General features: G+C 36.6%; 11 protein-coding genes and 5 tRNA genes. 7 read left to right on the top strand and 9 right to left on the bottom strand.

From position 1 onward, the window contains the following. Positions 1–46 precede the first annotated feature (46 nt). From MT391_RS01325 to dnaQ, 7 genes are all read right to left on the bottom strand, one after another. Positions 47–123 (bottom strand) — tRNA-Asp (locus MT391_RS01325). Positions 124–285: 162 nt separating this feature from the next. Continuing rightward, positions 286–362, bottom strand: a tRNA-Asp gene (locus MT391_RS01330). Between the two features lie 74 nt (positions 363–436). Further along, positions 437–513, bottom strand: a tRNA-Asp gene (locus MT391_RS01335). Between the two features lie 60 nt (positions 514–573). Further along, positions 574–650 (bottom strand) — tRNA-Asp (locus tag MT391_RS01340). Between the two features lie 87 nt (positions 651–737). After that, positions 738–814 (bottom strand) — tRNA-Asp (locus MT391_RS01345). Between the two features lie 165 nt (positions 815–979). Continuing rightward, positions 980–2,245, bottom strand: a complete 1,266-nt coding sequence (locus MT391_RS01350; RefSeq protein WP_166371960.1) for a hypothetical protein — start codon at positions 2,243–2,245, stop codon at positions 980–982. Next, positions 2,236–2,952, bottom strand: a complete 717-nt coding sequence (dnaQ, locus tag MT391_RS01355; RefSeq protein WP_028867337.1) for a DNA polymerase III subunit epsilon — start codon at positions 2,950–2,952, stop codon at positions 2,236–2,238. Before dnaQ ends, MT391_RS01350 begins: the two co-directional genes overlap by 10 nt. 76 nt (positions 2,953–3,028) lie before the next feature. Here dnaQ and rnhA point away from each other — a divergent pair, with 76 nt between their 5' ends. Continuing rightward, the gene (rnhA, locus tag MT391_RS01360) at positions 3,029–3,493 is read left to right on the top strand and encodes a ribonuclease HI (RefSeq protein WP_499440067.1); all 465 of its coding nucleotides are present in this window, start codon (positions 3,029–3,031) and stop codon (positions 3,491–3,493) included. A gap of 48 nt (positions 3,494–3,541) precedes the next feature. On the opposite strand, the gene MT391_RS01365 is transcribed toward rnhA, so the two are convergent. Further along, positions 3,542–4,273, bottom strand: a complete 732-nt coding sequence (locus tag MT391_RS01365) for a methyltransferase domain-containing protein (protein WP_499496698.1) — start codon at positions 4,271–4,273, stop codon at positions 3,542–3,544. Positions 4,274–4,310: 37 nt separating this feature from the next. Between MT391_RS01365 and gloB the strand changes: the two genes are divergently transcribed. Together gloB and MT391_RS01375 are read left to right on the top strand one after the other, a co-directional pair. After that, the gene (gene gloB, locus MT391_RS01370; protein ID WP_499496699.1) at positions 4,311–5,078 is read left to right on the top strand and encodes a hydroxyacylglutathione hydrolase; all 768 of its coding nucleotides are present in this window, start codon (positions 4,311–4,313) and stop codon (positions 5,076–5,078) included. Positions 5,079–5,169: 91 nt separating this feature from the next. Beyond that, a complete protein-coding gene (locus tag MT391_RS01375) occupies positions 5,170–6,774 on the top strand; it encodes a LysM peptidoglycan-binding domain-containing protein (RefSeq protein WP_499496700.1) in 1,605 nt (534 codons plus the stop codon). Between the two features lie 214 nt (positions 6,775–6,988). Here the strand turns inward: MT391_RS01375 and MT391_RS01380 are convergent, their stop codons facing one another. Next, positions 6,989–8,287: a methyl-accepting chemotaxis protein gene (locus tag MT391_RS01380; protein WP_499496701.1), complete on the bottom strand. Its 1,299-nt coding sequence runs from the start codon at positions 8,285–8,287 to the stop codon at positions 6,989–6,991. A gap of 551 nt (positions 8,288–8,838) precedes the next feature. Between MT391_RS01380 and prsK the strand changes: the two genes are divergently transcribed. From prsK to MT391_RS01400, 4 genes are all read left to right on the top strand, one after another. After that, on the top strand, positions 8,839–10,878 hold the full coding sequence (gene prsK, locus MT391_RS01385) for an XrtA/PEP-CTERM system histidine kinase PrsK (protein ID WP_499496702.1): 2,040 nt from the start codon (positions 8,839–8,841) through the stop codon (positions 10,876–10,878). Positions 10,879–10,996: 118 nt separating this feature from the next. Continuing rightward, positions 10,997–11,605, top strand: a complete 609-nt coding sequence (locus MT391_RS01390) for an XrtA/PEP-CTERM system exopolysaccharide export protein (protein ID WP_028867344.1) — start codon at positions 10,997–10,999, stop codon at positions 11,603–11,605. A gap of 2 nt (positions 11,606–11,607) precedes the next feature. Beyond that, complete coding sequence (locus MT391_RS01395; RefSeq protein ID WP_499496703.1) at positions 11,608–13,152, top strand: XrtA system polysaccharide chain length determinant; 1,545 nt, start codon at positions 11,608–11,610, stop codon at positions 13,150–13,152. A gap of 1 nt (position 13,153) precedes the next feature. Next, positions 13,154–13,906, top strand: coding sequence for an AAA family ATPase (locus tag MT391_RS01400; protein WP_028867346.1), 753 nt, complete (start codon positions 13,154–13,156; stop codon positions 13,904–13,906). The last annotated feature ends 3 nt before the right edge of the window (positions 13,907–13,909 follow it).

Genomic DNA, 13,909 nt, shown 5'->3' on the forward strand with positions numbered 1-13,909 from the left:
GAAATTTAATTGATGAATTTTTTAATAAGTAACTTTTATACACTGTTGGCGGAGTGGACGGGACTCGAACCCGCGACCCCCGGCGTGACAGGCCGGTATTCTAACCAACTGAACTACCACTCCTCCGAGTGTATAACAGTTTTGTCTCTTTACGGTGTTAACCGCCGGCGTGACAGGCCGCTTATATTAGACAAGAGTCTAACCAACTGAATTACCACTCTTCCGAGTGTATAACAGTTTTACCACTTTATTTTAAATCGTTGTGATCTCGATTAAACACACTGTTGGCGGAGTGGACGGGACTCGAACCCGCGACCCCCGGCGTGACAGGCCGGTATTCTAACCAACTGAACTACCACTCCACGAGTGTGTTACAGTTATTTCTTTATAAATTAATACTGGTGAAATAAACCATTTAGCTTTCATATAATACTGTTGGCGGAGTGGACGGGACTCGAACCCGCGACCCCCGGCGTGACAGGCCGGTATTCTAACCAACTGAACTACCACTCCACTGGAGTATTACAGTTCAAGCTTTTGATAATTATCTATTACATTTGCAAGCAAATGAGTTGGCGGAGTGGACGGGACTCGAACCCGCGACCCCCGGCGTGACAGGCCGGTATTCTAACCAACTGAACTACCACTCCACGTGATAATCATCAGTTCAACTTTAGATTTTGCTAGATAGTATTGCCAACTCTAAATTTATAAAACTGAATTTATAAAAAAATTGTTGGCGGAGTGGACGGGACTCGAACCCGCGACCCCCGGCGTGACAGGCCGGTATTCTAACCAACTGAACTACCACTCCAGCAAAATCAACGTTACATAATATGCAACTCCGTTGAGGCGCAGATAATACGGAGTTGCAGGTACTGAGTCAATAACGAAAAACAAAAAAAACATAATATTTACAAGGTAATTGGTCTAAGTGCTTATTTTATGTTCATAGCGTTTGTTTTTTAGCTTATTTATTTTATTTTTTAGTCGGTTTAGGTTCATCAATGATCAATTCATCTAATGATAATCCATTATCTGCAGCTAGCTTTTTTTGTTTTCTTTTGAGAAAAAACATCACTGCGAGCACTGCTATTACAATTAACAACGCAAATGAGGCTATTAATATCCATAGGTATTGGAATGGTTGCTCTGTTGCTTCGCCCGTCGCTTCTGCTCCTGAAATAGTTGCAGTGGCCTCTGAAGTGATGGGTAATAGTGAACTTACCTCTGGGATTTCAGGTGCTGGCGCTATTAATTCAAAGCTTTGATCAGGCAGTTTAAAGTTAATTTCACGACCATCTACAGTGGTTGCAAATACTTTTCCAGCGTAAGTGTAATTACCGTAAGCGAGTGGCAAATCAACGACAAGTGTATTACTTGCTTCTTTTTGGTCTGAGAAGTTTACGATAGATTGTTGTGTTTGTGGATTATCAACACTACTGATCATGGCATCGATGATAATTGAGCTAGGGACTATTTCAGATTCATCTGCAATTAACGTTAATTGTGCGCTACTCGCATTCTCTGCGGCTGGTTGTATTGTGTAGGTTAATGGTTGCGGAAAGACAACAATGTCTTTGTTCACGTTACGAATAAAAATATTATTTTTAGTCTTAATATTCAGCAAATACCGACCAGGATCTAAGTCCATGAAAAAATCAGTCGTTAGCTCTCCGTCAAAAGGGAATGAATCATAATATTGGCCATCGTCTCTATATAATGAGACTACTTTTTTCAGATCGCTAACAATAGAAACTGTTAACTTTGCATATTTCAAATAATCTTTGTTAGTCATTATCTGCCCATCTTTAATCAAAGATACATGGGATGTCAGATATTCACTATTGTAAACTTTAAGCGGCAATTTATTGATTTTTAATGAGATAGGGTTTAATAGCTGAATTCTATTATTCCCATTTAGCATTGCAATAGCTTGCCATGGACCGGGCATCGGATTTTGAATGGTTATAATATCTTGGCTGTTATTATGGAACCAGGCAACACTTTCTTCAGGGTGGCGGCGAGCAAATAATTTACTGCCATCGGGTTGTACTAACACCGTCTTTTGCGCACGTTTAGGGTGATTTAAGATAATTGTTACTTGTTCAGTATTAGGGTCAATTCTAAAGCGGTTATCAAGTAGTGGAATGTCATTGGGCGCATAGATCGTATGCGCAAAAGAGCTGACAACAGCCAGCATTAATAATGTAAATACAATCCAACTTTTATTGATTACCGCCACAAGCAGCTCCCTGATTTTTCTACTAAATCCAAACGTGATTCATGCGCTTTTAATTCTTCTTGGTTCGCATGAATAATAGATAAAGGTGATAAATTTTGACGTAAACGTCGACCAGTATCATTTTTACCTGACTCATTATTGGCTAAATTTAAGTCTTTTTGACCACCTGACATTAGTAGATAAACATCTGCTAATATTTCCGCATCTAATAAAGCGCCATGTAATACTCGGTGCTTATTATCAATACCATAACGGTCACATAAAATATCAAGATTATTCCGTTTACCGGGAAACATCTTTTTAGCCATCTCTAATGTATCGGTAACTGTGGCTATTTCTTCAGTAGGTTGTGTCTTTTTATTTAAAAAACGGAATTCTTGATCCATAAAGCCAACATCAAAGGGCGCATTATGGATAACTAAGTCTGCACCTTTAATAAAATCAATGAACCCATCTGCGATTTCCGCAAAGCGAGGTTTATCATATAAAAACTCATCGGTAATTCCATGGACGGCCATCGCTTCTGGATCAATTAACATATCCGGTTGTATATAAACGTGGTAGTGGCGACCAGTTAAGCGACGATTAATAACCTCAACACAACCAATTTCAATAATACGGTGCCCTACATAAATGAGACCATCTTTGTTCATACCTGTGGTTTCTGTATCTAGTACAACTTGGCGGGTGAGTTTACTTGTGTTCATAGACATCTCTATTTATAGTTGCTGCGTGTTTAAGCTGAATGTTAGCTTACTAGTCTAACAAATTTATGTGATGGTAATAATGAAAAAAATCCAACTTTATACAGATGGCTCATGTCTTGGTAACCCTGGTCCGGGTGGTTATGGTGCTATTTTAGTCTTTAATGAGCACCGCCGCGAACTCTCTGAAGGTTATGCGAGAACCACTAATAATCGAATGGAGATGCTAGCCTGTGTGAAAGGGTTAGAGAGTTTGACTGAAGTTTGTGAGGTGGATGTAACAACAGATAGCCAATATGTTCGTCAAGGCATTACACAATGGATACATAATTGGAAAAAACGTGGCTGGAAAACAGCAGCTAAAGCGCCAGTGAAAAATGTTGATTTATGGAAAGCGTTAGATGCTGCTCAAGAAAAACATACGGTAAGGTGGCATTGGGTAAAAGGGCATTCAGGACATCCTGAAAATGAACGCTGTGACGATTTAGCGCGAGAAGCCGCAGAGGCTAAACCAACTCAAAAAGATGAAGGTTATGTAGAATAGTATTCACTGCAACTGCGAATAATATTGTTAATCGCGCAAAAGAACTGTTTAGGTGTTTTTTGAGTGAGATTGTTTAGTAGTAACTGGTTGATTATTAATAATTCGTCGTTTAAATTCAAACCCTAATTTGATCGGCGTCATTGGTGTGGTTTGTTTTTTCGCAACCATGAAATAAACGCTACAGAAAAAAGGTAAATAACGACGTCCAAAGTTTCCTAAATTAGTCATGATAGGACCTTTGGGCTGTGCTAATAAACAATCAAAGTACTGTTTTTCTTTTATTTCAAACCCTAAAACATGTAACCAATCGATAACTCGATTAGGTGAAAAGAGGCGCGCGGTATGTTGATCATTAGGTGTTAATAATGTTCGACACCCAAAAAAGCTGTAGGGGTTATAACCACTGATTATCAAGGTACCATCAAGTGTTAAGATACGATCGATTTCTCTTAATAATTGATGCGGATCGCTCGAAAAATCTAATTCGTGCACTAAAATGCACAGGTCGATAGTGGCGTTTTGAAAAGGTAAATGTTGTAAATCGCTTTGTAAACCAATATCTTCTCCATCCTCTGCGCAATTTATTTGATGGCGAATAGGGCAATTATCGGTTTTTAATTGTGTACTCAGATGCCCTAGTTTTAATAAGTGATAACCAAAGCAATGTGAGATGGCATCCTTAACAAGGTCTTGAGTTTGTGCCTGCAGACGTTGCCCGTTACTTAACTGTAACCAGTCCGTAATTGGAGTTAAGATACGTGATGTTTTTGCTGTTTTCATGTGTCTCCACTCCTAAACTTTAAAGTTGAGAAAAATTATGTTTAGTGTTTTAACTATTGCTGCATTTAATGATAACTATATTTGGCTTATTAAAGATAGTCAAAGCCAGCGCTGTGTTGTGGTCGATCCCGGAGACGCAGCGCCTGTTCTTGAAATTTTAGCGGCACAAGAGTTAGTCATTGAAGCAATTATTATTACTCATCATCACCATGACCATATTGGCGGTGTGAAAGATTTATTATCAGACAACCCTAATATTAAAGTGTTTGCTAAGCAACCTCTGTTTGATCAAGTTAATTTAGTAGATGAAGATGCTGAGGTGAGTTTTTTTGATGACAGGTTAACCTTTAAAGTATGGCAAGTGGCTGGACACACCTTGGATCATATCGTTTATTTTAATGATCAAATGCTGTTTTGTGGTGATACTTTATTTTCAGCTGGCTGTGGCCGAGTATTTGAAGGCTCACATCAACAAATGTACAGCGCATTATCGCGTTTAAGCACGTTGAATGATGAGACTAAAGTATATTGTGCTCATGAATATACGCAGAATAATCTTATTTTTGCTCTGCAGGTTGACCCAACCAACAATGATTTGCTCGCTTATATTAAACAAGTAAGTAAATTACGTCAGCAGGGACTGCCTTCTATTCCAACTACGATCAAGTGTGAGAAAGCGATTAATCCTTTTTTACGTACTTCTGATACTGAATTAGTTAATAATCTACAAAACTTACTTGCAAAACCTATTGAAGCTGGATTGCCATGCTTTGCAGCATTACGTATTTACAAAGATAACTTTTGATCGTTTATTAGATTCTAATATTGGCTCAATTTAAAAGTAGGTACGCCTGCATTTGTACCTATCTGGTTTACTTTTTATCAATGGCTCGACTATGAAACTATTTTTTCCTTTATTTTTTATTTTATTATTGAGCGCTTGTCAAAGTACTTCCTTTCAAACCGCCAATTTCCCAGAAGAAACCATCTTCAATCAAGAACGAAATGAATTGGAAGAGCAAGATGATGAAGAAGGATTAACTAATCTTGTTGAAATTGAAAGCAGCCAAGCAATAGAGGGGCTATCAAAAAAGCATTATGATAATTTGTGGCTTAAATTAGCGGAAGGTTTTGATTTTGAAGTGCCTGATAACTCTCGAATAGCAATACAGCGTGATTATTATCTTCGCCACCCTAAATATTTACAACAAGTTTCAAAGCGTGCTGAGCCATTTTTATGGTTGATCGTCGAACAAATTGAAGCCAATAATTTACCATTCGAATTGGCTTTGTTGCCGGTTGTTGAAAGTACTTTTGACCCCTATGCATACTCCTATGCTGGCGCTTCTGGTTTGTGGCAATTTATGCCAATTTCCGGGGCGCGTTTTGGTTTACGTCAGGATTGGTGGTATGACGGACGCCGTGATGTATATGCTTCGACGCGTGGTGCTTTGCGATATATGCAAATTTTACATCGTTATTTAGGTAATGATTGGTTGTATGCTTTTGCGGCTTATAATTCTGGTGAAGGCAGAGTGGAGCGTGCTATTTCCAAAAACAGAAAAGCAGGCATGCCGGTTGATTATTGGAATTTAGATTTACCTAAGGAAACAGAAAAATATGTGCCTAAATTTTTGGCCTTAGTAGATATTCTCAGAAACCATGAAAAATACGATATCGACCTACCTTTTATTCCTAATAAACAGGCATTAACTTATGTTGATATTGGATCACAAATCGACCTTTCCTATGCTGCTGAATTAGCCGAATTAAGTCTTGCAGAGGTTCAACTGTTAAATCCTGCATTCAATCACTGGGCAACCTCACCTGATGGGCCTCATAAATTACTATTGCCAAGTGTTGTGGCAAAAGAGTTTTCTAATAAACTGGCCAAAGTTGATAAAAATAAGCGTATTCGGTGGGATCGTTACCGCGTTAAATCCGGTGATAGCCTGAGTATGATTGCGCAAAGGAATAAAACAACAACGAGTGTATTAAAACAAATCAATGATTTAAACAGCTCTTTTATCAAAATTGGACAACCTCTTTTAATCCCTATCGCTAGTGCTTCGCAACAACAATATTTATCTTTACAGGCAAAACGTTTACAAGATCAAGAATCTAGTCAACAGCTCACTAAGAAAAAAGTGACTCATAAAGTCATTGAAGGAGATACGCTTTGGGATATCAGCCGTCGATATAAAGTAACCTCTCAGCAAATAGCTAAGTGGAATGGTTTAAAAGTGAAACAAACACTCCGTTTGGGGCAAACGTTAAAGATTTGGAAAGCATCTTCTGTTAATACTTTTGCTAATACTAAAAAAATTACGCGCCATGTTACTTATCATGTACGAACAGGTGATTCTCTAGGCGGGATTGCTAATAAATTCAATGTTAAAACTGCTGATTTGGTACGTTGGAATAATATTAAAAATAGCAGAATGATTAAGCCTGGGCAGAAAATAAAAGTGTATGTTGATGTGAAAAAATCGGATACCTAATTATTTACAGGGTAATTATCAAGCCTACAATCGCTTGTCATCTTCAGTGCCCGTATTACATTTTAATCGTTGCTGTTTAATATCTTATGGGTAACTACATAGCTACTTAAGTAATTAGTACCTAACATTTAACAAATAAGAACCTGCAAGCCATAAGACGAGCAGGTTTTAGGTATGAGTAGAAGATTAAAAGGGGAGGTTGTAACACAAACAATTAAACTTTGCTCAACCCGTCAACCGCTTTAGATACCTTTTGCGCTCCGGATTGAACATCATGCATTATTGCTTCCATTGCACTTATCTGGGCACGATTTTTTTCAACAAACTCTGAAACCGAATGAATGCCATCTTGGACATTTTTAGTGACGTCTTGATTATTCGCCACAACATCTGATATTTCTTTCGTTGACTCTGTTGTTCTAGACGCAAGTTGTCTTACTTCATCGGCAACCACTGCAAAACCACGGCCTTGTTCTCCTGCTCGTGCTGCTTCTATAGCCGCATTTAATGCTAATAAATTAGTTTGATCTGCAATACTTTTGATTGTTGATACAATTGCTTGAATGTTATCCGATTGCTCACTGAGTAGGTTAATCTGCTGAGTGGCTTTATCGGTGAGTTCGGAAATATCTGCTGAGGTTTTGACTGACGATATTAGCATTGTTGATGCTTTCTCAATCATGTCCATAGTCGCTAACGAGGTGTCATGGGCGATGGTTGACGCTTCTCTTACTGATGCTTCACGCTCAATGTTATGTGTTATATCACTCGCGAATTTGATGACCTTAATTACGTGATTATTATCATCGAGAATAGGATTGTAAGTTGCTTCTAACCATAGGTCGTTACCGTAAGCGTCTTTTCTTAAAAACTGCCCACTTTTAAAGTTATTTTGTTGTAAATCTTCCCAAAAAGTAGGGTTTTCTTTGTAAAATGAGTCTTCACAGAATAGGCGGTGATGTTTGCCTTGAATACTTTTTAGGTCATAACGAACTGCAGATAAAAAATTGTTATTAGCAGTAATAATATGCCCTTCAAGTGTAAATTCTATAATCGCTTGTGATTTATCAAGTGCATTAAATACCGCTTCTTTAGCTAATGAAGCTATTTTCTTTTCAGTAACATCTGCTGCAATTTTCATGACTTTAGTGACTTTTCCATCTTCTGTAATAGGAAAGTAAGTCGCTTCTAACCAGATTATATTGCCACTTTTATGCTTACGCATGAAAGTGCCTTTATTAGAGTGACCTTGTCGAAGTGACTGCCAAAATGAGGCATATTGTTCAGATTTGATATATTCAGGAAGGCACATAACAGAGTGATGCTCGCCAACAATTTCTTCTTTTTGGTATCCAGTTACATTTAAAAATAAAGGGTTAGCATCAATAATTTGGCCATCAGGAGTGAATTCGATGGTTGCTACGCTGTGCTTTATTGAATCTACAATAGAGTTAGCTGTTTTAAGCATCAATTTATGATCGCTTAACTCATTTTTTATATGCTTATTAAACATTTATTTCCATCCTATGGCTTTATCTGAGTATGATTAAACTATTGATGCACTATTGATGCACTATTGATATTAGAGACATTATTGATTATTAAGTGTTATCTGAAGAACTGTAAAAGTAGTCTAAAAAATGAATTAAACAAGATGTTATGTTTAGTATTAGATATGTTTGATATTTTAAAAAATTATATCTGTATTTCAATAGCATAAGAAACTTTGTATTAGTAAATAGCTAGCACTCTTAACGAAGAAGTAAGCAAACGTCTGCTATGTTCCATTTTTTTAAAACTAGCTTGAGTATATTTAAAAAATAATTAGGTGATTGATAATTAGAGTTACTTCAGGTTGTAATAGGATCTTAATCGCCTGAAATGTTCGTTAGGATATTATATCTTTAGACAGTAGATTATGGATGTCTTTGATATACGTATAAGCAAGGTTTGCTTTCCATTTACCATAAAAGCTATAATTGATTTATTTCAACAATTTAAGACCTATTTTTGATTTAATAGATTTTATTTTACGCATATTTATCAGGGCCAGAGAAGATATAGATGGAACTAAATCTTGTTGTAAGCGATATACATTGGTTGAATAGTAGCGTTGAAATTGCGCTGGCAGTCATTATTTTATTTAAAGTCAAATTGTTAAGAGTGAAACTCAGTCTCTTCGCTTGCGCTGTTGTTTCTGTGATTTGGCATGGCGCAGTTCCTGATACTATTTCTGCAGGTTCCCTATCTTGGGGGTTTTTCTTAATTGAGTCTTTACGATACCTTGCTTGGGTGATTGTATTACTTTATTTATTGATGTTAGCGAGGGGAACAAAACTCCCTAATATATGGGCATATGGCTTGTATGGCACATTGTTAATCACCTTAACGCTGTTCATTTATAACATTAATAATACTGCGCTCTTTCCTTCACCTATTTTAGCGCTTTACTTTAAAATAATGCTGAGTTTATTCGGCTTTGTGGTTTGTGAGCAATTGATTAGAAGCGATCATTCTAGTCGAATGACAAAATTAGTTGCGTTAGTTGCATTTATTATTTTTTCCTACGATATAGTAGTGTTTTCACTGCTGTTACTCGATAGCGACCTTGATCAGTCTTTATGGCAAGCAAGGGCTGTGATTAGCTCTGTCACTTCTTTATTATTAGCCCTCAGTATTATATTTTATGCGGATCAATTAAAGGAAAGTAGTCGTTTCCAGTTGTCAAATAGTGTCATTCTTTTTAATACGAGTTTGACCTTGGTAGGTGTATTTTTAATCTCGATTGCTTTATTTTCTTCGGCACTAGACTACTTTAATATTAGTTGGTTAAGCGCCTCTAAAGTCATGTTATACGTTTTATCTGTCTTTTCTATTGCTGCACTTTCACTTTCAGAGAAAATACGTGAGGGATTTGTTGTTTGGACAAGTAAACATTTCTTTGCCCATAAATATGATTATAAAAAACAATGGATAAAACTAGATCTTCTGCTTTCTCAGCAACATAAAAGTCAGAATTGTTACGATGTATCATTACACGCATTAAATCAGTTATTTAATTGTGATGCAGGTGGAATTTGGGTTAAAGGTCAACAATTTTATACGTGTGTTGCTACTGCTAAATTACAATTTAGTGGACGTTTGCCGATAGAGTCTATACATAGCAATTTTATTCAAAAATTAGAGCAAGAAGAATGGGTTTACCAGGCTAACAAATTTGCTAATAAGTACGATGCACAATACAACAATGATTTACCTGACTGGATAGCAACGGTACAAAATACTTGGATCGTGCTACCACTCAATGCAGCATCGGGTTTAGTTGGTTTTGCGGTGCTTTGCAAAACAAAATTAAATGAAAATGAGAAACTAACCTGGGAAGATCTAGATTTATTAAAGCTAACGGGGCGACAAGTTGCCACCTATATTAATCAAGAGCAAGCGGCAGAAAAGTTAGTTCAAAACCAACAATTTGACATGTTTAATAAAGTCTCGGCCTTTGCCATTCATGACATTAAAAACTTAATCGCGCAGCAAGGTCTGGTGGTTAAAAATGCAGAAAAATATAAACATCACCCTGAATTTGTGGATGATGTTATTGCTACAATTGCTAATTCTGTGAAAAAAATGGATCAGTTATTAAAGAAATTAAAAGGCAGTGACGAGTTAAAAACGATTAATTTACATGAGTTATTAGCTCAAGCTGTAGCAATGAATATGAATGACTTCCCACAACCTAAACTAACCAAAACTTGCTTAGATGCAGAGGTTAAAGGGGATAGAGACAAGTTATTGATGGCTATTAACCACCTTATCAAAAACGCTCAGGACGCAACTGAAAATGAGGGGAGTGTAGAATTATTATTAAATTGCAAAGATGATCAAATCTGGTTAGATATTATAGATACTGGTACAGGTATGGACCAAGATTTTATTAAGAATGATTTATTTCAACCTTTTAATAGTACCAAGCAGGATCAAGGGATGGGCATAGGCGCTTATCAAATACGTGAAATCATACATTCATTAAAAGGAGAGTTAATTGTCGAAAGTACACCACAGGTCGGTAGCAAGTTTTCTATCTATTTGCCTATGGCAAGTTAACGGCATTAACATTTTTATAAGATAAATATGATTTGTTTTAAGTAATTAGGGTAATCTCCTAATAACGTAATTGGGTTTAAACTAGCATTTACACTTAAATTAAAAAAGAGAGAAAAATATGAATAAATATCTACTAGCGCTTCTCTGTACTGTGATGATAAGCGGATGTGCAAAAACAGTTGTTTTACATGAAGAACCTTATTCGGATAAAGTTAAATTTTCAGAATATAAAATAGGTAATAATGATCAGTTATTAATCAGTGTTTGGAAGAACCAAGATCTTTCTGTCACTGTTCCTGTTCGCCCTGATGGCAAAATTTCAATGCCTTTAGTGGGTGATGCGCAAGCACAAGGGTTAACACCTGAAGTGTTAGCGTCAGAGCTTGCTGATAAATTAAGTAAATTTATCCGTGCCCCTAACGTAACTGTTATTGTACTCGGTGCTAATAGTGCTTCTTATTCAAGTCGTGTACGTATTACAGGTGCAGTTAACGGCCCATTATCGATTCCTTATTACACGGATTTAAATGTTTTAGATTTAGTCCTGGAAGCTGGTGGTTTAACAGAGTTTGCAAATGCAGATGAAGCAATTTTGTACAGAAACACACCTGATGGCATCAAACCTTACCATGTTAATGTTGATGATATTTTAAACAGAGGCATTTTAGATACTAATTATCTGCTTCGTCCATCTGACATTTTAATAATTCCTGAGAGTGTATTTTAAAGATGGATATTACGGAAATTTTTAAATATGTCGCCGTAACATGGCGAGAGATATGTCAGCGTAAGTTTAAAGTGGCCTTTTTAATGACCATTATTAGCTTTGCTATCATGTTTGTAGGCATGTTACGACCGCCGAGTTATTCTAGTTCGATTACTATTTATGCTGATAATCAAAATATTATTAAACCATTATTAGGCTCGAAAGCATCAGTGACCGAGTTAAAACAGAACAGAAGTAATCAAGTGCGTGATATCATTTATTCACCGCGTATCTTATCGGAAGTGATCGATAGCGTTTATGGTGAAGATGCATTCCCTGCTGGCTTAGCAAAAGACATTAAAATTAGCCAAATTCGAGGCAATCTAAACGTAGATGGTAAGTCAGGTAACTACATTCAAGTTTCCTATAAAGACGATACTGCAAGTAGAACCTTTGAAGTGCTGAACAAAGTGGTATCCGTTTTTATTGAAGATAGCGCAGATACAAAGCGTCAAGAAAGTCGAAGCGCTTATAATTTTATTGACCAACAAACCGCGTCTTATAAAGCTTTACTGTTAAAAGCAGAGGAAAAACTAAAAAGTTTCCAATCATCTAACTTTGATGGCACAGAGGAAGAAGTCAATTCTCGTATTGCTTCATTGCGCGCTTCGATTGAAGAGATGAACATACAAGTTCAAGAGAGCAACACACGAGTCTGGAACTTACAAAAACAACTTTCTAGAGAGAATAAGTTAGTTGGTAATAATTATGAATCGTCAGTCTATCAATCTCAATTAAGAGAGCTGAAAAAAGAAAAAGCAGCTTTGCTGATCAATTATGAAGATAGTTATCCTGCAATTGTTGATATTAATTATAAAATCAATGATTTAGAGAATACTCTCGCTGACTTGGCGAATGGCGGTCAAGCTAACAAGCCTATTAATTCTGATCTTAATCCATTGTATGGAGAGTTACGGAGTTTATTATCTGCTGCAAGAATTGAGCATCAAACCCTATTAAATCGTCTTAAAGCATTTAATGAATTATTAGATGAATCCTATGAACGACGTAAACGCATTGCAAATAACAAAGCTGAATTGTCTGAATTAACGCGTGACTACAGTGTATTTCAACAGCAGTATGAAGAAATGCTGACTAAAAAAGAAAAAGCACGTATTTCCATGGTGTTAGATATTCAAGGTCAAGGGGTGAACTATAAACTGCAAGAAGCGGCTACTTACCCAAATACACCTATTGGCGCTCGCTTTATTCACTTTTTTGTTGCAGGCCCTATTGTTGCTTTACTTATTATGATCGCTATTTTTGTGATTAAAATTATGCTTGATTCAAAAATTCGATTTACCTCTGAAATAAAAGATTTTGAAGGTGTTAGTTTATTAGCAGGTATTCCACATGCCCTTTGTAATACTGAGAAAAGACGTAATCGAGTCCATAATACTTTTCTCTTACTTTATTATATTGCTTGTTTATCTTGTTATGTCGCTATAGCTGTTGCCTACAAGTACGGTGCATCATTAACAAATATCATTGATTTTGGAGCATTTTAATATGTCTGATTCTTCTTCAAATAATTCTTCAGCTCTGCAAAGCCGTGATACCTTCACGCCTGAGTCGCTGCAACTGAGTAAGATAACGGAGATGGCTGAAACAGCCTTGCTTTCGTCAAAGGAATTGGATGAACGTAAAATCATTTATCCTGGTCTTGATGATTATAAAACGCTAAATGCTTACCGCGAATTACGTACTAATCTATTAAATAAAATGGACAACAATAACTTTGTGTGCATGGTAACCGGGATCTCTCAAGAATCAGGTACTAGTCATGTAAGTATGAATTTAGCGACCAGTATTGCATTAGATCAAGGTAAAACTGCCTTAGTGATTGATTGTAATATTTATAAACCTCGAATTGCTTCCTATTTGAAAAACGAGCCAACGCTCGGGTTAACTAATTTGTTAGCAAGAGACACTGATGCTATTACAGATATTATTTATCCATCTGGTATTCCTAGAGTTAGGGTGATACCTGTTGGTACGAATATTATTCATGCTGCAGAGCTCTTTTCTTCACTTAACATGCAAAATTTTATTAACTCAGTTAAAAACCGCTATCCAGATCGTTTTATCATTATTGATACACCCCCCATTGGCTTATACGCGGAAACTCAGATATTAGCTTCAATTTGTGATACCGCCATTTTAGTTGTTGGGTATGGTCAATCGAACTCTTCTCAAGTGGAAGCAGGCGTCGATGCAATCGGTAAAGATAAGCTAGCTGGATTGGTTCTTAATAATCAATAGTCG

This window comes from Vibrio sp. 1-Bac 57, assembly GCF_037546855.1.
Lineage (GTDB): Bacteria > Pseudomonadota > Gammaproteobacteria > Enterobacterales > Psychromonadaceae > Psychromonas.